Origin of the sequence: Actinophytocola sp., assembly GCF_036002505.1 — a bacterium.
GTDB lineage: Bacteria > Actinomycetota > Actinomycetes > Mycobacteriales > Pseudonocardiaceae > DASYTH01.
On the sequence record NZ_DASYTH010000142.1, the window covers coordinates 1 to 19,924 of the forward strand.

The 19,924-nt window shown below is 70.3% G+C and carries 19 protein-coding genes; 12 read left to right on the forward strand and 7 right to left on the reverse strand.

The window, feature by feature from the left end:
- A partial coding sequence (locus VGR06_RS12255; protein ID WP_327559152.1) for a hypothetical protein occupies positions 1-470 on the forward strand: 470 nt, incomplete at its 5' end.
- Entirely contained in the window at positions 467-1,657 is a 1,191-nt protein-coding gene (locus VGR06_RS12260) for a hypothetical protein (RefSeq protein ID WP_327559153.1), read from the forward strand. The genes VGR06_RS12255 and VGR06_RS12260, both read left to right, overlap by 4 nt.
- Before the next feature lie 12 nt (positions 1,658-1,669).
- Here VGR06_RS12260 and VGR06_RS12265 read toward each other — a convergent pair whose 3' ends face one another.
- The gene (locus tag VGR06_RS12265) at positions 1,670-2,671 is read right to left on the reverse strand and encodes a LacI family DNA-binding transcriptional regulator (protein WP_327559154.1); all 1,002 of its coding nucleotides are present in this window, start codon (positions 2,669-2,671) and stop codon (positions 1,670-1,672) included.
- A 129-nt stretch (positions 2,672-2,800) separates the two neighbouring features.
- Here VGR06_RS12265 and VGR06_RS12270 point away from each other — a divergent pair, with 129 nt between their 5' ends.
- From VGR06_RS12270 to VGR06_RS12310, 9 genes are all read left to right on the forward strand, one after another.
- Positions 2,801-4,285: a sugar ABC transporter ATP-binding protein gene (locus tag VGR06_RS12270; protein WP_327559155.1), complete on the forward strand. Its 1,485-nt coding sequence runs from the start codon at positions 2,801-2,803 to the stop codon at positions 4,283-4,285.
- 130 nt (positions 4,286-4,415) lie between these two features.
- On the forward strand, positions 4,416-5,387 hold the full coding sequence (locus VGR06_RS12275) for an ABC transporter permease (RefSeq protein ID WP_327559156.1): 972 nt from the start codon (positions 4,416-4,418) through the stop codon (positions 5,385-5,387).
- 382 nt (positions 5,388-5,769) lie between these two features.
- Complete coding sequence (locus VGR06_RS12280) at positions 5,770-6,795, forward strand: ABC transporter permease (protein WP_327559157.1); 1,026 nt, start codon at positions 5,770-5,772, stop codon at positions 6,793-6,795.
- Positions 6,738-7,772, forward strand: coding sequence for a substrate-binding domain-containing protein (locus VGR06_RS12285; RefSeq protein WP_327559158.1), 1,035 nt, complete (start codon positions 6,738-6,740; stop codon positions 7,770-7,772). The genes VGR06_RS12280 and VGR06_RS12285 overlap by 58 nt, the downstream gene beginning before the upstream one ends.
- Positions 7,772-8,119, forward strand: coding sequence for an L-rhamnose mutarotase (locus VGR06_RS12290; protein ID WP_327559159.1), 348 nt, complete (start codon positions 7,772-7,774; stop codon positions 8,117-8,119). The genes VGR06_RS12285 and VGR06_RS12290 overlap by 1 nt, the downstream gene beginning before the upstream one ends.
- On the forward strand, positions 8,112-9,278 hold the full coding sequence (gene rhaI, locus VGR06_RS12295) for an L-rhamnose isomerase (RefSeq protein ID WP_327559160.1): 1,167 nt from the start codon (positions 8,112-8,114) through the stop codon (positions 9,276-9,278). The genes VGR06_RS12290 and rhaI overlap by 8 nt, the downstream gene beginning before the upstream one ends.
- Positions 9,278-11,329, forward strand: coding sequence for a bifunctional aldolase/short-chain dehydrogenase (locus VGR06_RS12300; RefSeq protein ID WP_327559161.1), 2,052 nt, complete (start codon positions 9,278-9,280; stop codon positions 11,327-11,329). The genes rhaI and VGR06_RS12300 overlap by 1 nt, the downstream gene beginning before the upstream one ends.
- Positions 11,329-12,702, forward strand: coding sequence for a rhamnulokinase family protein (locus tag VGR06_RS12305; protein ID WP_327559162.1), 1,374 nt, complete (start codon positions 11,329-11,331; stop codon positions 12,700-12,702). Before VGR06_RS12300 ends, VGR06_RS12305 begins: the two co-directional genes overlap by 1 nt.
- A 144-nt stretch (positions 12,703-12,846) precedes the next feature.
- Positions 12,847-13,680, forward strand: a complete 834-nt coding sequence (locus VGR06_RS12310; RefSeq protein ID WP_327559163.1) for a type II CAAX endopeptidase family protein — start codon at positions 12,847-12,849, stop codon at positions 13,678-13,680.
- On the opposite strand, the gene VGR06_RS12315 is transcribed toward VGR06_RS12310, so the two are convergent.
- The 4 genes from VGR06_RS12315 to VGR06_RS12330 form a co-directional block, all read right to left on the reverse strand.
- Positions 13,661-15,070: a toll/interleukin-1 receptor domain-containing protein gene (locus tag VGR06_RS12315; protein ID WP_327559164.1), complete on the reverse strand. Its 1,410-nt coding sequence runs from the start codon at positions 15,068-15,070 to the stop codon at positions 13,661-13,663. The two genes, VGR06_RS12310 and VGR06_RS12315, sit on opposite strands and share 20 nt — an antisense overlap.
- A 62-nt stretch (positions 15,071-15,132) precedes the next feature.
- A complete protein-coding gene (locus VGR06_RS12320; protein ID WP_327559165.1) occupies positions 15,133-15,369 on the reverse strand; it encodes a hypothetical protein in 237 nt (78 codons plus the stop codon).
- A 9-nt stretch (positions 15,370-15,378) separates the two neighbouring features.
- Positions 15,379-15,948 (reverse strand): hypothetical protein, encoded by a 570-nt coding sequence (locus VGR06_RS12325; protein WP_327559166.1) that lies wholly within the window; start codon positions 15,946-15,948, stop codon positions 15,379-15,381.
- Positions 15,949-16,374: 426 nt separating this feature from the next.
- A complete protein-coding gene (locus VGR06_RS12330) occupies positions 16,375-17,394 on the reverse strand; it encodes a monodechloroaminopyrrolnitrin synthase PrnB family protein (RefSeq protein WP_327559167.1) in 1,020 nt (339 codons plus the stop codon).
- 113 nt (positions 17,395-17,507) lie between these two features.
- Here VGR06_RS12330 and VGR06_RS12335 point away from each other — a divergent pair, with 113 nt between their 5' ends.
- Positions 17,508-18,470, forward strand: coding sequence for an aldo/keto reductase (locus VGR06_RS12335; protein ID WP_327559168.1), 963 nt, complete (start codon positions 17,508-17,510; stop codon positions 18,468-18,470).
- A gap of 47 nt (positions 18,471-18,517) precedes the next feature.
- Here the strand turns inward: VGR06_RS12335 and VGR06_RS12340 are convergent, their stop codons facing one another.
- Together VGR06_RS12340 and VGR06_RS12345 are read right to left on the reverse strand one after the other, a co-directional pair.
- Complete coding sequence (locus tag VGR06_RS12340) at positions 18,518-19,303, reverse strand: nucleotidyltransferase domain-containing protein (protein ID WP_327559169.1); 786 nt, start codon at positions 19,301-19,303, stop codon at positions 18,518-18,520.
- A gap of 3 nt (positions 19,304-19,306) precedes the next feature.
- Complete coding sequence (locus tag VGR06_RS12345) at positions 19,307-19,921, reverse strand: TetR/AcrR family transcriptional regulator (RefSeq protein ID WP_327559170.1); 615 nt, start codon at positions 19,919-19,921, stop codon at positions 19,307-19,309.
- Positions 19,922-19,924 lie beyond the last annotated feature (3 nt).

Sequence of the window (19,924 nt, forward strand, 5' to 3'; positions counted from 1 at the left end):
GCGACCGGCTGCTGCGGTTGCTGCTGCGGCGGTTCGCGGACAACCTCGGCGAACAGGCCGGCACCCGCCGGGCCGACCTCGGGCTCTTTCCCCGCGCAATCGATCCCCGATGGCTGACCCGGCCGCGACCCTATGGCGTGCCAACACTTTCCCGCTGGGGCGTGCGGGAGCACCTGGCCGGTAGCTGGCGAGCCGTACTGACCTACCGCGACGCCGACCTGGATGTGGACTTGGGGAGTTGGCTGGACGCGGGCATTGAGGACGGGAATGCGGCGCTGCTGGACGTCCTGGTCGACGCGGCGGCTGGACGGTTTCGCCCGATTGCGGTGCTGACCGCTGGAATCCGTCGCTGGGCACGGTTCGGCGAAGGCAACCGGGCTGCGGCTGAGCGGATCGCCCGCGAACTGGCCGAACGTCTCGAGAGCACCCAGGGACTCATGGCGCACAAGACGGAAGGAAACCACCAATGAACGTCTCCAAGCGCACCGTCATGATCGCGTTGAGTGTGCTGGTTCTGTTGCTGATCGTCGTGGGCCTCATCGCAGGCTGGGCGACCTGGCTCCTGATCACGATCCCGACGATGCTGGTGGTAGTCGTGATCCTTACTGAGTTCCTCGCGATGCCCGCGCCGCCGCCCCCGCCCCTGCCACCGCCTGTCGTCCTGCCGCCGCCTCCTCCGCCCACGCCACCGCCGCCGCTGTACCAGCAGGTCAAGATCGGCTCCGTGGCGCTGCCCAGCGCCGTCGCCGACTATGACTTCCTGTTCTCCGCAACCGTCAACTGGCGCGGCCTCGGTCACCAGCACGGAAGTCCCGCCGGGGTGGCAGCTGACCTGATCGTGGCACGGGCCCGGGAAGCCGTCGCCCACGAGCCACCGGACCGGCACAGCCTGGCACAGGCCAACCTCAACGGCCTGCTCGGCCAGGTGACACGGGACCGGGCCGACCAGGTTGAGGCCTGGGCGACCGAGGTCTGGCTGACGCTGTCCCAGCAGGACATGGAGCGGCTGCAGAAGATGGCCGACGTGCGCAAGGACGAGGAGGTCTGGGAGCACCAGCGCCGGTGGGAACGCAGCAAACGCGTGTACCTGGGGGAGGAGGTGCTGAAAACCCCCGGCAGCGCGGTGGTCTGGTGGTTGTCCAGAAAGGACGATGAGATCGAGGGCGCAGTGAACCTGATCGGCCATCTGGCGAGACTGTCGGCCACCGCGCACGACGCCGAGGTACCGGAGCCGTTCCGGCACCTGGATCCCGTCCCCGCGCCCGCGCGGATCGAGGTGCCCAAGGCCGTGGTGGATGGCCAGTACCGATGGACGCCGGACTCCGTGGAGGACTACGTCGGCGAGCTCATCGACAGGATCGGATTCGGCGGCGCTGGCAAAGAGTCCGAGCGGGCACTGCTCGTCGAGCGGTTCGCCACGGTGATCGAGGCGGCTGAGCGTCCGGACATCGCGGAGGCCGTGCGGCTCCGGTTCGGCGCTCTGCGCGCGGACAACGGGTCCGGCGCCCTCGATGTCGGCGAGCCGGCGGGCGATCTCTTCAACCTGCCCGCCGAGCCGGTCGTGCCGGACGACCGTGACGACCGGGCCGAGGAACCGGAGGAGACCGACTGGTTCGGCGGGGATGGTGAACACCCCGGACCGGAGCGCCGGGACTGAGCGTCGCCGGCGTCAAGGAGGCGGCGGAGCGAATCCGGCGGTGGAGGCGCGGATGATCAGCTCGGGGTGGAACTGGATGTGCCGGTGGACGTGGTGGGGGGTGGTTTCGGCTTCGGTGAGGAGGAGTTCGGCGGCGGTGCGGCCGAGCAGGGCGCGGGGTTGGCGGACCGAGGTGAGGGGGACGGCGGCGGCTTCGGCGAAGTCGATGTCGTCGTAGCCGACGATGGCCATCTCGGCGGGGACAGGGATTCCTTGGCGGGTCATCTCCTGGAGGAAGCCGAGGGCGAGGAGGTCGTTGGCGCAGAAGGCGGCGGTGGGGCGCTCGGCGGCGGGGAGGGCGAGGACCTGCTGGCCGGCGCGGCGGCCGTCGGCGACGGTCATGGCCTGGGTGGGGATCATGGTCAGGCTGGGATGGATCCTGATGGCGCCGTCGTGGCGGTCGCGGACCTGGGGGAGGGTCATCGGACCGCCGACGTAGACGATCCTTCGGTGGCCGTGCTCGACGAGGTGCCGGGCAGCGAGGGTGCCGCCGGCGACGTCGTCGACGGAGACCGAGCAGCCGGCGTCGGTGGAGCGGTCGACCATCACCAGGGGGATGCCGCGGGTGAGGAGCTGGGCGCTGTCCGGGTCGATCGGGGTGATCAGCACACCGCGCACCCGCTGCTCGGCGAGCAGGTCGAGGTAACGGTGCTCGACCGTGGGGTCCTGGTTGCTGTTGCAGAGGAACAGGCCCAGGCCGGCGGCTTCGGCGACCTCCTGCGCGCCGCGGGCGACGTCGGTGAAGAACGGGTTGGCGGCGTCCAGCACGACGTAGGCGAGGGTGCGGCTGCTGCCGGCGCGCAGCTGGCGGGCGGACTCGTTGCGGACGTAGCCGAGCTCGTCGATCGCCCGCTCCACCTTCTCCCGGGTGGCGGGCGTGACCACGAGCGGGTTGTTGAGCACGTTGGAGACCGTCGCGGTCGAGACGCCGGCGCGCAGCGCGACGTCCTTGATGCCGACCGAGTTGGTGGCCACTGCGGGCTCCCCCGTCTGAAACGTATCAGGTAGTTGATCGCCTCGGTCACGATACCCAGTCGCGTATTGACAAGTCCATCGCTGACAGGCAAGGTGAGCCGCGCGATTTAAACGTTTAAAGGAGCGACGATGCTCACCGTCCACGAGGCCCGCAAGCACTTCGGTGGTGTGGCGGCACTGGACGGGGCGCAGCTGACCCTGCGTACCGGGGAGATCCACGGTCTGGTCGGGGAGAACGGCGCCGGGAAGTCCACCCTGCTCAAGACCCTCGCCGGGGTGCACCGGCTGGACTCCGGCGAGATCACGTTCGACGAGGCGCCGTTCGACGCGAGCAGCCCGCGGCGCGCCCGCGAGGCCGGCGTCGCGGTGATCTACCAGGAGCCGAGCCTGTTCCCCGACCTCAGCCTGGCCGAGAACGTGTTCGTCGGCCGGCAGCCGCGCCGCCGCGGCCGGGTCGACTGGGCGGGCATGCGCCGGCGCGCCGAGGCGTTGTTCGCCGAGTTGGGCGTCTACCTCGACCCGGAGCGCCGGGCCGCCGGCCTGTCCATCGCCGACCAGCAGCTCGTCGAGATCGCCAAGGCGCTTTCCTTGGACGCCAAGGTGATCGTGATGGACGAGCCGACCGCGGCGCTCTCCGCGAGCGAGGCCGAGCGGCTGCTGGAGGTGGCCCGGCGGCTGCGGGACCGGGGCGCGGCGGTGGTGTTCGTCAGCCACCGGCTCGAGGAGGTCTTCGCGCTCTGCGACCGGGTGACGGTGATGCGCGACGGGCGGACGGTCGCCGAGGCTGCCATCGCCGGGACCACGCCGGCCGAGGTGGTGCGCTGGATGGTCGGCCGGGAGCTGACCGACCTGTTTCCCAAGGTGCCGAGTGAGGCCGGCGAGGTGCTGCTCGAGGTGCGCGGGATGCGGCGGGCGGGGGTGTTCGAGGACATCTCGTTCACCGTGGCGCGCGGCGAGATCGTGGCGCTGGCCGGGCTGGTCGGGTCGGGCCGCAGCGAGGTCGTGCGCGCGGTGTTCGGCATCGACCGGTACGAGTCGGGCACCGTCCTGATCGGCGGATCGCCGCTGCCGCAAGGGGATCCGCGCGCGGCGCTGGCCCGCGGGGTGGCGCTGGTGCCGGAGGACCGCCGGCAGCAGGGCCTGTTCATGGTGGCCTCGGTCGCCCGGAACAGCGCGGTGGTGGTGCTGGACCGGTTGCGCCGGTTCGGGTTGGTGAGCGGGCGGGCCGAGCGGGGCATGGCGCGGGACTGGGCGGACCGGTTGCGGCTGCGGTACTCCGGGCTGGAGGCGCCGGTGGAGCGGCTCTCCGGCGGCAACCAGCAGAAGGTGGTGCTGGCCAAGTGGCTGGCCACCGAGCCGGAGCTGCTCGTGGTCGACGAGCCGACCCGGGGGATCGACGTGGCCACCAAGGCCGAGGTGCACCGGCTGCTCTCCGAACGCGCCGCCCGCGGGCTGGCCGTGCTCATGATCAGCAGCGAGCTCCCCGAGGTGCTCGGCATGGCCGACCGGGTGCTGGTGATGCGCGAAGGCCGCCTGGTCGCCGAGCTCACCCGGGCCGAAGCAACCCAGGAGCGCATCATGCTCGCGGCCACCGGCCAGGCGGTGCCGACATGATCACGAGCCCCGACTTGCCGCGGGAACTACCCGTGACGGGTGCGACTTGTCGTGGGAACTACCCGCGACAAGTGCCACCTGTCGTGGGAACTACCCGCGACAAGTCGAGTCGGGTGTCCGGGGCGCGCCGGTGACCACCACGCGGGAGTTTCCGGTCGGGCTGGCGCTGGTCGTGGTGCTCGTCGGGACCACGCTGGCGAACAACCGGTTCCTGTCGGCGCAGGGGCGGGTGGACCTGATGGTCGCGGTGGCGATCACGGCGCTGATGGCGGTCGGGCAGACGTTCGTGATCGTGATGAAGCACGTGGATCTTTCCGTCGGCTCCACCCTGGGGCTGTCCGCGTACTTCGCGGCGATCGCGGTGCGCGGCACGGAAGGCGGCGGAGTCTTCACCGTGCTGCTGGTCGGGTTGGTCGTCGGCGTCGCGGTCGGGGTCCTGAACGGGGCGCTGGTGGCGGTGTTGCGGCTGCCGGCGCTGGTGGTCACGCTGGGCACGCTGTATGTGATCAAGGGGATCCAGGCGGTGCTGATCGGGCCGCGGCGGATCAGCGTGGACCAGCTCCCCGATGCGGTCGTCGACTTCGGACGGTCCACCGTGCTCGGTGTGCCGTACCTGATGTGGATGTGCCTGCTGGCCGGGTTGGCCGGTGGGTGGTTCCTGCGGACGCAGCGGGCCGGGCGGGATCTCTACGCGATCGGGAGCAACACACCGGCCGCGCGGCTGGTCGGGATCCCGGTGTGGCGCAGGGAGATTCTCGCGTTCGTGGTGTCCGGGGCGACGGCTGGGCTGGCCGGTGCGCTCTACCTGGCGCGGTTCGGTGGGGTCGACGCCAACGCCGGGTCGGGCTACGAGCTGCCGGTGGTGGCGGCGTGCGTGGTGGGTGGGGTGGCGATCACCGGCGGCGTGGGGACCGTGCTCGGGGCGCTGCTCGGGGCGGCGCTGCTGAAGACCATCGGGGTGTCGCTGAGTGCGCTGTCCGTGCCGGAGTTCTGGCAGCAGGCGGTCAACGGCGCGTTGCTGCTGCTGGCGATCGCGGTGGACAAGGTGATCAACGACCGGCGGACGAGGCAGGTCACCGTGCTCCAGGAGGTGCGGGTATGAGCCGGCCTCTGCCTACTTCAGGTCGCGGTTGGGGCGGGGTGGTGTCGCGGTGTTGCGGGCTGCCGGTTGGCTTGGTGGCTGGGGAAAAGCGGCCAGGACGGGGGAGCGGGGTGGGTGACATCGGGGCTCATGATCGCTGTTTGTGGACGAAAATGCTCGAAAACCAAGCACTTCTGTCCACAAACGGTGATCTTGACCGCCGTTCTGTGAACGCACACGTCCCCCACCTCGAAAACCGCCGCCCGGCCGACCAAAGCCGACACGCCTGCCCCCCTCCCAAGCCATCTCTGGAGCTGCGCACCCCCACAACCGCCACCCGCCGACATCATCTGGCTACCGCGGCGAATCCCGCGCCCCCGCCGCGCCCCGGCGAGGTGGCCCGATGAGCCGGCTGCTGACCTGGGACAAGATCCTTCCCGTATTGCTGGTGCTGACGCTCGTCGTCGGCACGTCGCTCGATCCGCGGTTCGGGCGGGGGAACAACCTCGCGTTCGTGGTGGCGGACATCGGCGAGATCATGCTGATCGCGTTCGCCATGACGCTGGTGATCATGACGGGGGAGATCGACCTGTCGGTGGCGTCGATCGCGGCGTTGACCAGCTGTGTGCTGGGATGGCTCGTCAGGCACGGGGTGCCGATCGGGCTGGCGGTCGTGCTGGGGGTGGCCGCGGGGGTGCTGTGCGGGGCGGTCAACGGGTTCCTGATCACGGCGCTCGGGTTGCCGTCGCTCGCGGTCACGATCGGTACTTTGGCGCTGTTCCGAGGGTTGTGCTGGGCGCTGCTCGGCGACGAGCCGGTCGCCTCGTACCCGGAGAGCTGGACGAGGCTGGGCTCGGGGCGGTTCCCGCACACCTACATCCCTTACGTGGCACCGGTGCTGATCGCCGGCGCGATCGTGTTCACGGTGCTGCTGCACTTCACCCGGTCCGGCCGGTGGATCGTCGCGATCGGACAGAGCGCCGAGGCGGCCACGTTCGCCGGCATTCCGGTGGCGCGGGTGAAGACGTCGCTGTTCCTGCTCAGCGGCTTCATGAGCGCACTGGCCGGAGTGGTCTATACCTTGCGGTTCGCCAGCTCCCGGCCGGACGGTGCGGTCGGGTACGAGCTGCTGGTGATCGCCGCGGTGCTGTTCGGCGGGGTCAGCATCTTCGGCGGCGCCGGCACGATGTGGGGCGTGGTGAGCGCCGTGCTCTTCCTCGGCGCGCTGCGTTCCTTGCTGCTGCTGGAGAAGGTCCCGCCGAACGCCCTGAACATCATCACCGGCGGCCTGCTGCTGGTCTCGGTCATCGTGCCGGCCGCGGTCACCGCCCTTCAACGCCGCCGCAAACCCACTAGAAACAAGGAGAGCTCATGCGACCCAGATTCCTCGGCGCGCTCGCCGCAGCGGCTGCCGTCCTCCTCACGCTGACCTCCTGCGCCGACGACTCCGGAGGCGGGGGTGGCGGCACGACACCGGGGGCGAACGGCGGGCAGATCAAGAGCGGGCTCAAGATCGCGGTCGTGCCGAAGGCGGTGAACAACCCGTACTTCGACGCGGCGTTCACCGGGGCCAAGAAGGCCTGCGGGGAGATCGGCGCGACCTGCGAGCAGCTCGGCCCGACCGAGGCCTCCGGGTCCGCCCAGGCGCAGTTCATCAACACCGTGGTGCAGCAGCAGTACGACGCGCTGGTGATCTCCGCCGCGGACGCCAACTCCGTGGTGCCGGCGTTGAAGCAGGCCAAGGCCGCCGGCATCACGGTGGTCACCTACGACGCCGACGTCGCTGACGACTCGGCCCGTTCCGCGATGGTCCGCCCGACCACGAGCGACCTGGTCGGCAAGTCGCTGGACAAGTGGATCTCCGACGCGATCGGGCCGCAGGGCGGGGAGATCGCGATCCTGTCCGCCGCGGCCACCGCGGAGAACCAGAACGCCTGGATCGCCGTGATGAAGCAGGATCTGGCCAACTACCCGCAGCTCAAGCTCGTCGACACGGTCTACGGCGACGACGACGCGGCCAAGTCGGCGGAGAAGGCCTCGGCGCTGCTTCAGTCGCACCCGAACCTCAAGGGCATCATCGCGCCGACCACGGTGGGCATCGCCGCGACGGCGCAGTACCTGAGCGGCTCGCAGTACAAGGGCAAGGTGGCGCTCACCGGGCTCGGCCTGCCCAGCCAGATGAAGGCCTACGTCAAGGACGGCACGGTCAAGACGTTCGGGCTGTGGGACCCGGCGATGCTCGGCTACCTCGGTGTCTACGCGGCGGCGAACGTGGCCAGCAAGATCGACATCAAGGGTGGCTTCGAGGCCGGCGGGAAGAAGTACACGTTGGAGGACAAAGGCTTGGTGACGGTCGGCCCGCCGCAGGAGTTCACCGCGCAGAACGTGGACAGCTTCACCTTCTGATGCCGCGCTACTGCTTCCTGCTCCAGGTCCGGCCGGACCGGATCGACGAGTACCGCGCCCGGCACCGCGCGGTGTGGCCCGAGATGCTGGCCGCACTGCGCGGGACCGGATGGCGGAACTACTCGCTGTTCCTGCGCCCGGACGGACTTCTGGTGGGCTACGTCGAGTGCGACGATCTCGACGCCGCCCGCGCGGCGATGGAGCGTAAGGAGGTCAACGCGCGGTGGCAGGCCGAGATGGCGCCCTTCTTCGCCGGGCTCGAGGGGCGCCGTCCGGATGAAGGTTTTCTCGTCCTCGACGAGGTGTTCCACCTCGAGGACCAGCCAGGGGAGAACAACGATGCCTGACTCCGACACGATCAAAGCGGCGCTCCGTGCCCAGCGCATCGAGCTGCCGTCCTGGGCTTTCGGCAACTCCGGAACCCGGTTCAAGGTCTTCCCGCAGGCCGGGGTGCCGCGCACGCCGCAGGAGAAGATCGCCGATGCCGCCCAGGTGCACGCCCACACCGGGGTGGCGCCGTCGGTGGCGCTGCACATCCCGTGGGACCGGGTGGACGACTACGCCGAGCTTGCCCGGCACGCCAAGGATCTCGGCGTGGAGCTCGGCACGATCAACAGCAACGTGTTCCAGGACAACGACTACATGCTCGGCAGCGTGACCAACCCGGACCCGGCGGTGCGCCGCAAGGCCCTCGGCCACCTGCTGGAGTGCGTGGACATCATGGACCAGACCGGGTCTCGCGACCTCAAGCTCTGGTTCTCCGACGGCACCAACTATCCCGGCCAGGACGACATCGCCGCGCGGCAGGACCGGCTGTCCGAGGCGCTGCACGCGGTGTACGAGCGGCTCAGCGCGGATCAGCGGATGCTGCTGGAGTACAAGCTGTTCGAGCCGGCGTTCTACACGATGGACGTGCCGGACTGGGGCACCGCCTACGCGCACTGCGTCGAGCTCGGCCCGAAGGCGGCGGTGGTCGTGGACACCGGCCACCACGCCCCGGGAACCAACATCGAGTTCATCGTGGCGGTGTTGCTGCGCAAGGGAAAGCTCGGCGGGTTCGACTTCAACTCGCGGTTCTACGCCGACGACGACCTGATGGTCGGCGCCGCCGATCCGTTCCAGCTGTTCCGGATCATGGCCGAGGTGGTCGCGGTGCACGCGCTGCGGCCGGCGGCCGGGATCGCGTTCATGCTGGACCAGTGTCACAACATCGAGCCCAAGATCCCCGGCCAGATCCGCTCGGTGCTGAACGTCCAGGAGGCCACCGCCAAGGCGCTGCTGATCGACCGGGCGGCCCTGTCCGCGGCGCAGCGGGCGGGGGATGTACTGGGCGCCAACGCGGTGTTCATGGACGCCTACAACACCGACGTGCGGCCGCTGCTCGCCGAGGTGCGCACCGAGCAGGGGCTTGATCCGGATCCGATGGCCGCCTACGCCGCGTCCGGCTACGCCGAGCGGATCGTGGCCGAGCGGGTGGGCGGCACCGCGGCCGGGTGGGGGGCCTGATGCATCCCGAGGTGGCCGACCTGATCGGGCGCAGCAACCGGCTGGGCGCCGATCCGCGCAACACCAACTACGCCGGCGGGAACACCTCGGTCAAGGGCACTGAGCTCGACCCGGTGACCGGTGAGCCGGTGGACCTGTTGTGGGTCAAGGGTTCCGGCGGCGATCTGGGCACGCTCACCGAGCCGGGTCTGGCGGTGCTGCGGCTGGACCGGCTGCGTGCGCTGGCCGGGGTGTACCCGGGGGTGGACCGCGAGGACGAGATGGTCGCGGCGTTCGACTACTGCCTGCACGGCCTGGGCGGGGTGGCGGGGTCCGGACCGACCCAGCCCGGGGCGGCGCCGTCGATCGACACCGCGATGCACGGGCTGGTGGACGCCGCGCACGTGGACCACCTGCACCCGGACGCCGGGATCGCGTTCGCCACCGCGGCCGACGGGGAGGCGCTGACCAAGGAGTGCTTCGGCGACCGGATGGCCTGGGTGCCGTGGCGGCGGCCGGGTTTCCAGCTGGGGCTGGACATCGCGGCGATCAAGGCGGCGAACCCGGGCGCCATCGGGGTGATCCTCGGCGGGCACGGCATCACCGCCTGGGCCGACACCTCGGCGGAGTGCGAGCGGCGGTCGTTGGAGATCATTGCCACGGCGCAGCGGTTCATCGACACGCACGGCCGAACCGACCCGTTCGGCGCGGTGGTTCCCGGCTTCACGCCACTGTCCGAAGTGGACCAGCTGGACCGGGCCGCGGCGATCTTCCCGGTGCTGCGCGGGCTGGCGTCGACCGACCGGCGGCAGGTCGGGCACTTCACGCACGGCCCGGTGGTGCTCGACTTCCTGTCCCGGGAGAAGCTGTGGCCGCTGGCCGGGCTCGGCACGTCGTGCCCGGATCACTTCCTGCGCACCAAGGTCCGGCCGATGGTGCTGGACCTGCCCGGCACCGCGCCACTCGCCGACGTGCTGGCGCGGGTGAAGGAATTGCACGCTGAATACCGCGAGGACTACCGCGCCTACTACGAGCGGTACGCCGACGCGTCGACGCCGACGATGCGTGGGGCCGACCCGGCCATCGTGCTGGTACCGGGCGTGGGCATGTTCAGCTTCGGCGCGGACAAGCAGACTGCCCGGGTGGCCGGCGAGTTCTACCTCAACGCGATCAACGTGATGCGCGGCGCCGAGGCGATCTCCCGGTACCGCCCCATTCCCGAGTCGGAGAAGTTCCGGATCGAGTACTGGGCGCTGGAGGAGGCGAAGCTGCGCCGCCGGCCCGCACCCCGGCCGCTGGCCGGGCGGGTCGCGCTGGTCACCGGCGCGGGCTCGGGGATCGGCCGGGCGACGGCGCTGCGGCTGGCCGCCGAGGGCGCCTGCGTGGCGGTCACCGACCTCGACCCGGCGGCCGCGGACGCGGTGGCGGCGGAGACCGGCGGGTTCGCCGCGCCGCTCGATGTGTCCGAAGAGGACGGTGTGGCGGCGGCGTTCCGGTCCGCGGTGCTGGAGTACGGCGGGATCGACCTGGTGGTGAACAACGCCGGGCTGTCCATCTCGAAGTCCTTGCTGGACACCACGGTCAGGGACTGGGACCTGCAGCACGACGTGATGGCGCGCGGCTCGTTCCTGGTCTCCCGGGAGGCCGCCCGGATCATGATCGACCAGGGCATGGGCGGCGACCTCGTCTACATCGTGTCGAAGAACGGCTTCTTCGCCGGTCCGAACAACATCGCCTACGGGGCGACCAAGGCCGACCAGGCGCACCAGGTGCGGTTGCTCGCCGCGGAGCTCGGGCCGCACGGGATCCGGGTCAACGGCGTCAACCCGGACGGCGTGGTGCGCGGCTCGGGGATCTTCGCCAAGGGCTGGGGCGCGCAGCGGGCGGCCGTGTACGGGGTGCCCGAGTCCGAGCTGGGCGCGTTCTACGCCAAGCGGACGCTGCTGGGGCTGGAGGTGCTGCCGGAGCACGTGGCGGCCGCGGTGTTCGTGCTCACCGCGGGGGAGCTGTCCCGCACCACCGGCCTGCACATCCCGGTCGACGCCGGGGTGGCCGCGGCGTTCCTGCGCTGATGGTCGCCGTCGCGGCCGTCGACCTCGGGGCGTCCAGCGGCCGGGTCATGCTGGGCCGGGTGTCCCGGGACGGCGTCACGCTGACCGAGTTGCACCGGTTCGCCAACACGCCGGTGCACCGGGACGGCGCCCTGCGCTGGGACATCTCGGCTCTGTACCAAGGAATCCAGGACGGCCTGCGGGCAGCCGGGCGGGTCGACGCGATCGGTGTCGACTCGTGGGCCATCGACTACGGGGTCCTGGACGCGTCGGGCTCGCTGGTGGCGGATCCGTTCCACTACCGGGACGAGCGCACCGCGGGGGTCATGGAGCGGGTGCACGCTTCCGTTGGCGCCGCGGAGATCTACGCCACGACCGGCATCCAGTTCCTCCCGTTCAACACGCTCTACCAGCTCGTCGCGGACTCCGTTGCGGGGCAGCGGATCCTGCTCATTCCCGACCTGATCACGTACTGGCTCACCGGCGAGCAGGGCGCCGAGCTGACCAACGCCTCCACCACGCAGCTGTTGGACGTCCACACCCGCACCTGGGCCGCCGGCCTGGTCCGGCGGGCGGGCCTCGATCCGGCGATCCTCCCGCCGCTGCGCGAACCCGGCACCCGCGCCGGCGAGACCGGCTCGGTACCGGTGATCGCCGTCGCCTCGCACGACACCGCCTCCGCGGTCGTCGGGGTGCCCGCTTCGAGCGAGGCGTTCGCCTACATCTCCTGTGGCACCTGGTCGCTGGCCGGCCTCGAGCTCGAGAGTCCCGTCCTCACCGACCCGGCGTTCACCAACGAGCTCGGCGTCGACGGCACCATCCGCTACCTGAAGAACATCATGGGTCTCTGGCTTCTCCAGGAATCCCAACGGGTCTGGGGCATCGCCGGGCTCGGCGAGCTGCTGGCGGAGGCGGCCCGGCTGCCCGCGCTGGCCGCCGTCATCGACCCCGACGACCCGATTTTCCTTCCACCGGGCGACATGCCGGCCCGGATCGCCGAGTTCTGCCGCCGCACCAACCAGAAACCGCCCGGCACCCCGGCCGAAACCGTCCGGTGCATCCTCGACAGCCTCGCCCTCGCCCACCGCCGCGCCGTGCACCTGGCGCAGCAACGCTCCGGTCGCCATGTCGACGTCGTGCACCTCGTCGGCGGCGGCGCCCGCAACGCCCTGCTCTGCCAGCTCACCGCCGACGCCTGCGGCCTCCCGGTCGTCGCCGGCCCGGTCGAGGCCACCGCCCTCGGCAACGCGCTCATCCAGGCCCGCACCCTCGGCGCCGCACCCTCCGACCTTCCGGGCCTGCGCGCCCTCCTCCGGCAGACCCAGGAGCTGACCCGCTACACCCCGCAGGGCGACGAGGGGCCCTGGCGCGCCGCCGAACGCCGTCTCGGCTAGGTGCTTTGGAGGGTGTCCATCATCAGTGAAATGGGAGCGAGACGCTCATTTTCGGGCCTCTCGCACCCATTTCGGCGATCATGACCTCCTTGTGGCGGTAGGGTCAGCCGCACCCGCTCTCGGTGGTTCAACGGATGGAACGGCGTGGGCCGAGCGGGCACATTGAATGCCGATGCGCGACGGCGAATTTCGATGAGTGAGGCTGAGATGAACTCGACACTGCCGAATGGGGCCGATGGCGCTGTGCGCCAGTACTCGCTGGCGGCGGTACTCGCCGTCTGGGTTGCGGCGGCCGCCCCGATGGGGATACTCGCCTGGATCATCGCGCCCGCCGTGGCGGGTTCGGCCGCCAGCGACCGGCGGTTCGTCGTGATCCTGATCGGCGCCCTCACCGTCGGGCTGATCTGGCAGTGCGTTCTGGCCATCGCCCTCGTCTACCGCGAGCGACGCAGCCTGCGCTGGCCGGTTCTGCGCGAAGCACTGTGGCTGCGCGCGCCGGCGAACCCGGCCGGGCAGCGCGGCGGGCGGTTGTGGTTGTGGGTGCTGCCGTTCATCGTGGGCTTCGGCGTGCTGCAACTGGTTCCGTTCGGTGTGCACGGACCGTCCAATCGCGACTTCGGGGTGTTCCTCGCCTCGGAATCGGGACACGAGACGTTGCGGGGCAACTGGGCGCTGTTCGCCCTGATCCTGGTCTTGTTCCTGTTCAACACGGTGCTCGGTGAGGAGCTGTTGTTTCGTGGTTTGCTGCTGCCACGGATGCGTGGAGTGTTCGGCAGGGCTGACTGGATCGTCAACGGAGTCCTGTTCGGTCTCTATCACGTGAGCCAACCGTGGTCCATTCCCATGAGCATCGTGGCGGGGGTGTTCTTGTTCGCTTATCCGACCAGGCGGTTCCAGAGCGCGTGGATGGGGATAATTGTCCACTCGGCACAGAGCGCCGCCTTCGCCGGGATCGTTCTCAGCGTTGTCGTGGGGTGACCGGGGCGTCGAGGTGGACGAGGGGCCGGAGGCGTTTGTCCCAATCGGACAGTTCGGTGACGAGCCGCCGGCCGGCGCGGCGGTCGGAGAGGAAGCCGAGGCGCAGGGCCGCGGCGGCGATCACCATCGCGGCCAGTGCGGCGGCGGTGGCGGCGAGGGTCAGCCGCAGCGGGGCGCCGGTGTGGGGGAGGCCGGTGGTGAGGGCGGCGATGGCGAGGCTGAGGGTGATGGGGAGGACGCCCATGACGGTGTCGGAGAGCGGGTCGTCGTGGCGGGAGCCGCGCAGCCACTGCCGCCAGGTGCGGTTGGCGCGCTGGACGAGAATGGTGCGGACGTCGAGCAGGGCCCGGTGGACCGACTCGGCTTGGCGCTGGCGGGCGAAGTCGCGGGGGGTGCGGGAGTCCGCGGTGAGCAGCTCGTGCAGGCGGGTGGCGGCGCGGCGCCAGGTGCGGCTGTCCGGGGTGATCCGCGGCGGCCAGGCCGTGTCGACCCGGGAGATCCGGCGGAGCTCGCGCTGGAACAGCCAGCCGACGCCGATGGCGGCGACCCCGGTGAGCAGGACCTGGATCACCGCGCCGGCCCGGGACAGGGTGACCAGCACGCTCACCCAGGCGGCGACGATTCCGAGTAGCAGCACGGCATAGAGCGGCCACAGATCGTTGAAGGTGGCCGCGAACGAGTGCTCCTGCACGCGTCTGGTGCCGCGGTCCAGCCAGGGGCCGGCCCACGCCACCAGAACGATCGTGACGGTGAGCGCGGCCGTCATCAGCACGGTGGCGTAGGCCGCGATCATGAACGTCTGCCACACCGGCCGGCCCAGTGCGGTGGCGCTGAACAGGGCCAGGCCGCCGAGCGCCGTGCCCAGAAACGCGCCGAGCAGCATCAGCCGCCGCCGCGGCCGGGGCTCGTCGCCGGCCGGGTCGGCGACCGCGAGCGGCACGTCGGGTGCCGCGGGGGTCCGCTCGACCGCGGCCACCAGGGTCGCCAGGTCCGACTCGTAGTGGGCCAGGCGCAGCGGCGTGGAGGAGAGCAGCGTGACCCTGGCGACGTCCGCGGGCACCTGGTCGTAGCCGGGCTGCGCGGCCGGCTCGAGCAGGACCGGAATCACCGTCTTCCCTTGGCGCAGGGCGGTCGCCAGCTCGTGACGCACCCAGTCCAACCGCCGCTTGACCGCGAACTCGGCCACCCAGCCATCATGGATCGCGGCGATCACCACGTCGCTTTCCGCCAGCTCCGACTCCAGTTCGTCCGGATACTGCCCGCCCGGCACCAGCCGCGTGTCAATGAACACCCGGTCCCGCCCGAGGTGCTGCGCCAACCGCGCCGCAAGCCCGGCCACGGCAAGCGCATGCGCTCCCCGCCGCCGATAGCTGACAAATACCTTGCCCACAGATCTGGCCCCTACCCGTCACGTTTTACCCGCTTGCGGTTAGGGCACTTGTGGGCTGCCAGTTATGACGCCACGGCCGCCGACAAGGCTTCGGCGGGCTCCGGGGTCGGGGTAAGTTCGGCGGCGCCGTTTGTGCGGGTGGTGTCGAGGAGCTCTTTGAGGACCTGGATGGCGCCGCTGATGCGGAGGAGGGTCTGCTGGAGGTCTGCGCGTTGGGCGTCGAGGTCGGCGAGCATCTTCTGGCCGGCCTGGTATTCGGACTCGAGCTCGGTGACGCGTTTCTCGAGTTGGCGGCGCATGGGGTCTCCTCAGGATGGGTAGTGGATTTTCCAGCGGCCCTGGCTGACTCTTGGGCCTTTTTTGCGCCAGCTGAAGACGCGGCGGCGGTCGTCGTCGTAGGGGCCGAAGTCGGCGGCGTAGGTGTACTCGTTCTGGTAGACGTTGTACAGGTCGAACTCGAGGTTGCCGTCGGCCAGGGTTTTGAGGATGCGCAGCTCCTGCTCGCCGATGGTGACCCCGCCGATGGTGATGGCGGAGCAGGCGATGGGCACGTAGCCGTCGGCGCCCATGTTGCCGTCCTTGAAATGGAAGCGGGTGCCCCGCCCTTCGAGGCGGATCCAGTACCGGTTGTGGTGGTGGAACCGGATGGCGGGAATCGTCTCGGGCACGTGCGGGGGGTTGTCGTCGACCTGGGCCAGTTCCAGGAACACACGCTCACGTCCACCCAGCAGGAGGCGTCCGGGTTGATGTGCACCCAGGCCGGGTCGATCACCACGAGCGACTCCCCGGCGCTGCATCGTGGAGTTGAGCTGCCACAGCGCCTGGCGCAGGTATTTCTTGGAAACCGCGGGATCCTGGTCCGGCCAGAGAGTTTCCATCAGGATCTCACGGGTGTGTGCGCGCCCGCGATGGATGAGTAGCTAGCAGAACAGCTCGAGGGCCTTACGTGACGGAATGGAAATGGAGCGGTCATCCTGGGTGATCGAAACGTCGCCGAACAGTCTGACCTGCAACCCACCCACCAGGAACCTCCCCGCCCGGCCACGGTTTGTCACCCGAACGGACCCGGTGGACAAACACGGAACGTGCTTTCCCGCCGGGTTGTTCGAGTTGGTGACGAGAGGCAGCCTAAACACCGCGTCCGGGTGCGAACCAGGGCCGGAAGTAATTTGACCAGTGCCGAGCCGGTGTGCCTATTCGCGTTTGCCGGCTATCTGCGCGGCACATGGCGGAAACGGAATACGGCCTTCGGGTTCACCCGCCGGGGTGACCGGGCGGAGCCGGAAATGTTGCCCGGAGCCGGGTCAGGACGGGGTGGGTACCCGGGCGAGGCCGGTCATGTGGCGGGTCTGGTCGGTGATGTCCTGGAGGAGGGCGAGGTGGGCAGCGCTGCTGCCCTTGCGGGCGTAGGCGAGGTGTTTGCCGCGGAAGACGAGGAGGGCGCGGAGGACGGCCGTCAGCGCGGTGGCGGAGTCGTGGACGGTGGAGGTGGGGGAGTCGGTGAGGGCGGTGTGCACGCGCGTGGTGAGGGAGGGAAGGGCGGCCCATTGGGCGTGCAGGGCGCGGAGGTGGGGCCGGGTGAAGGCGACGCGGGTGGAGCGGAACGTGGCGAGGTCGGGGGAGGCGTGGTCGGACTCCCAGAGCAGCATGTCGATCACGGCCAGCGGGAACTGGGCGGCGGACGGGCCCATGTACCGGGTGCCGGCGATCCCGATGTCGTAGGTGTAGGGGAGGAACTCGCCGTAGAACCAGCCCGGTTCGAGGTGCTCGTGGGAGAGGGTCATGGCGGTGTCGAGCGAGCCCAGCTCGTCGGCCAGGGCGGTGGCCAGCACCGGGAACTCGGGGTCCTGGGGTTGCCCGGGGGCGAGTTGGGTGGCGAGGCCGATCGCGGTGGTGAAGTGGCGGAAGGCCAGGCGCATGATGTTGATCGCGTCGGCCTCCATCGGGTCGGTGCGATACATCCGCTGGCGGGCGCCGGTGGGGTTCAGCTCGGTGTAGTGGTGGATGGTTTCGCGCGGCACCATGTCCGTGCGGCGGCCGAGCTCCACCAGCACCGGCTCGACCGCCGGCACCGCGGAGACCGGCTCGGTGCCGTGCCGTTTGAGTGAGGCGAGGAACATGCCGAGATCGCGCATGGCGGCCAGGCATTCGTCGTAGGACAGACCCGACAGGACCGTCGCGGACGGCAGCAGCGCGGACAGCGTCGACGCCAGCGCACCGACGTCCGCGCCGGCGTTCATCCGCGGCAGCCGCGCGCAGGCGTCGTCGGCACCCAGCGGATCCAGGGCGGCGACCCGCTCGGGCACGAACTCGGGCAGTTCCACGTGTCACCCCACAGTTCAGACGATGATCTTCCGAGTAGATCGATCCGGGCCACCATGGTCAACCACCATTCGGGTCATGACACGGCGTCACGAACACTGGTAGGAAGCTGCCCATGGAGTACCGGCGCCTTGGCGGCAGTGAGCTTCGGGTTTCCGTGGTGGCACTGGGTTGTGGCAGCTTCGGCGGCCTCGGCGCGATGCGGCGGTTCGTCGGGTTGGGGGAGAACGAGCAGGAGGCCCGGGCCCTGCTGGACGCCGCGTACGAGTGCGGCATCAACCTGCTGGACACGGCGAACGCCTACGGCGGCGGCGCCTCGGAGGAGTGGATCGGGACGTGGCTGCGTGAGCACCCGTCGGTGCGGGACGAACTGGTGATCACCTCGAAGGCCGGGGCCGACGGGTTGTCCGCCGCGCACATCCGGACCGAGCTCGAGGAGAGCCTGCGCCGGCTGGGCACCGACCGGGTGGACCTCTACCTCTCGCACGGCCCGGATCCGCGGACCCCGCTGGAGGAGACCCTCGCCGCGTTCGACGCGCTGGTCCGGGCCGGAAAGATCCGTTGTTACGGGCTGTGCAACGTGGACGCCGCGGAGATCGCCAAGGCCGTCGACCTCGCCGGCACCCACGGCTGGCACCGGCCGGTGAACGTCCAGGTGGGCCACAACCTGCTCGAGCCGGCCGACCCCGGCATCCTGGAAACCTGTGCCGAGCTCGGCATCGGGGTCACCTCGTTCAGCTCCCTGGCCGGCGGCTGGCTCGCCGAGATCTACCGGGCCGGCGGTCCCTACCCGGCCACCTCGCGGATGGCGGTGCTGCCCCAGCGCTACGCCAACGTCGAACGCCTCGCGGCGGCCGGCGCGGTCGACGCGCTCCGGGCCGAGGCCGACCGCCGCGGCGTCGCCCTGCCCACCCTGGCCCTGGCCTGGATCCTCGCCGACCCCACGGTCTCCGCGGCCCTCATCGGCCCCAGCCTCCCCGAGCACCTGACGCCGGCGATCGCCGCGGCCGGATACGTGCTGGAGCCGGCCGAGCGCGCTGCTCTCACCGCGATCGTCGACGGGGTCGGAGTGCCCTGAAGGCGGCCTTCAGGGCACTGGACGTCCTGAAGGCCGCCTTCAGGGCATCACAGGTCGTCGACCGAGGGCCCGCCGTTGAGCCAGGTCAGCTCGTTGTCCATGGCGAACTGGTTGCCCCAGCCAAGTGTAGGCTCCGGCCAGTCCTGGAAGTCTTTAACCGTCTGGTAGAACGCGTCGACCGATGCGGCGGAGGGGTCGTCGTAGAGGTTGCGGATCCGGTCCATGAGGTCGCCCGGCTTGTCCGCCACCCGGGACAGCACCTCGAGGAACCACTTGTGGTACGGGTAAAGCGCCTCGTTGTGCGTCAGGATCAGCCGCCCGCCGAACAGCACGAGCTTGCCGATCGCCAGCGTGAGCAGGTACCGGTTCTCGAGCCGCAGCGCCTCGGTCGCGTACCAGTTCCAGGCGTCGAGCTGGGCCCGGAAACGCAGCAGCCGCTCGGCCTTGCCCTCTACCGGATACCGAACCGCCGCCCGCAGCAGGTAGTCCAGCGTGTCGAGCCGGGAGAACAGCACCCGAGCGTCCTGAAAGGCGAACCGCGCGGGCTCACTGCCCTTTTCGGACACCTGCCGCAGAAACGTTGCCCGCACGTACTTCCCATCGACATATCCGCCGGGATACGTGCTCAACTCGTGCGTGTAGAGCGTGAGGTCCTGGCGCCGGTACCGGTCCTCGTACTCCGCGTCCGGCACCAGGATCATGATGTCGACGTCGGAGGCCGGGGTCGCGAAGCCGTGCGCGATGGAGCCGCCCAGGAGCAGCGCCTGCACCCCCGGAACCTGTTCGAAGTGCGCGATCACCTTCTCGATCGTCGCGGCGTGGTGGGCGTGCATCGGCTACGCCCGCGGGGTGAGCAGGGCGAGGGAGGCGTGCACCGCGACCTCGATGAGGTCGTGCGGCCGGCCGCCGTCCTCGACGGTGGTGGCGATCAGTTCCCGGAGCCCGCCGAGCAGCATGATCGCGAGCGGGCGGGAGACCGGGGCGATGCCGGCGGCCCGAAGCTCGTCGGTGTCGCACAACGTCTGGATCATGGTGACGAACGCCTCGATGGCCTCGCGCTGCAGCCGCCGGCCGGCGGCGCCGAGCGCTGGCCCGTCCCGGATCCAGCTCAGCATGATCACCGGCTCCGACTCGGCGCACGCGATCCAGGCCTCGACCGCCTGCCGCACCTGGGTCTCCCAGGCGGCACTTTGGTCGACCGCGGCGGCGATCTGGCGGATCATCTCGGTGTTGGCCTCGGTGAGCAGCGCGATGAAGCACTCCTCCTTGTCGGAGAAGTGCTCGTAGAACGTGCGGCGCGAGGTGCGGGCGCGGCGGACGATGTCGGCGACCGTGGTGGTGCGGTAGCCGATCGCCTCGACGGACGCGGCGAGGCCGTCGAGCAGCCGCTGGCGGAACTGGCCAGGGTCCTCGGGCGGCGCGGCCGGGGTGGCACGCCGGCGGGTCGTCACTGT

What these genes read in the sequence shown, in the direction of transcription:
- VGR06_RS12335 (WP_327559168.1), top strand. Translation starts at nt 17,508, where the DNA reads ATGGAGTACCGGCGCCTTGGCGGCAGTGAGCTTCGGGTTTCCGTGGTG.
- VGR06_RS12320 (WP_327559165.1), bottom strand. Translation starts at nt 15,369, where the DNA reads ATGCGCCGCCAACTCGAGAAACGCGTCACCGAGCTCGAGTCCGAATAC.
- VGR06_RS12305 (WP_327559162.1), top strand. Translation starts at nt 11,329, where the DNA reads ATGGTCGCCGTCGCGGCCGTCGACCTCGGGGCGTCCAGCGGCCGGGTC.
- VGR06_RS12300 (WP_327559161.1), top strand. Translation starts at nt 9,278, where the DNA reads ATGCATCCCGAGGTGGCCGACCTGATCGGGCGCAGCAACCGGCTGGGC.
- VGR06_RS12280 (WP_327559157.1), top strand. Translation starts at nt 5,770, where the DNA reads ATGAGCCGGCTGCTGACCTGGGACAAGATCCTTCCCGTATTGCTGGTG.
- rhaI (WP_327559160.1), top strand. Translation starts at nt 8,112, where the DNA reads ATGCCTGACTCCGACACGATCAAAGCGGCGCTCCGTGCCCAGCGCATC.
- VGR06_RS12340 (WP_327559169.1), bottom strand. Translation starts at nt 19,303, where the DNA reads ATGCACGCCCACCACGCCGCGACGATCGAGAAGGTGATCGCGCACTTC.
- VGR06_RS12260 (WP_327559153.1), top strand. Translation starts at nt 467, where the DNA reads ATGAACGTCTCCAAGCGCACCGTCATGATCGCGTTGAGTGTGCTGGTT.
- VGR06_RS12285 (WP_327559158.1), top strand. Translation starts at nt 6,738, where the DNA reads ATGCGACCCAGATTCCTCGGCGCGCTCGCCGCAGCGGCTGCCGTCCTC.
- VGR06_RS12290 (WP_327559159.1), top strand. Translation starts at nt 7,772, where the DNA reads ATGCCGCGCTACTGCTTCCTGCTCCAGGTCCGGCCGGACCGGATCGAC.
- VGR06_RS12270 (WP_327559155.1), top strand. Translation starts at nt 2,801, where the DNA reads ATGCTCACCGTCCACGAGGCCCGCAAGCACTTCGGTGGTGTGGCGGCA.
- VGR06_RS12325 (WP_327559166.1), bottom strand. Translation starts at nt 15,948, where the DNA reads ATGGAAACTCTCTGGCCGGACCAGGATCCCGCGGTTTCCAAGAAATAC.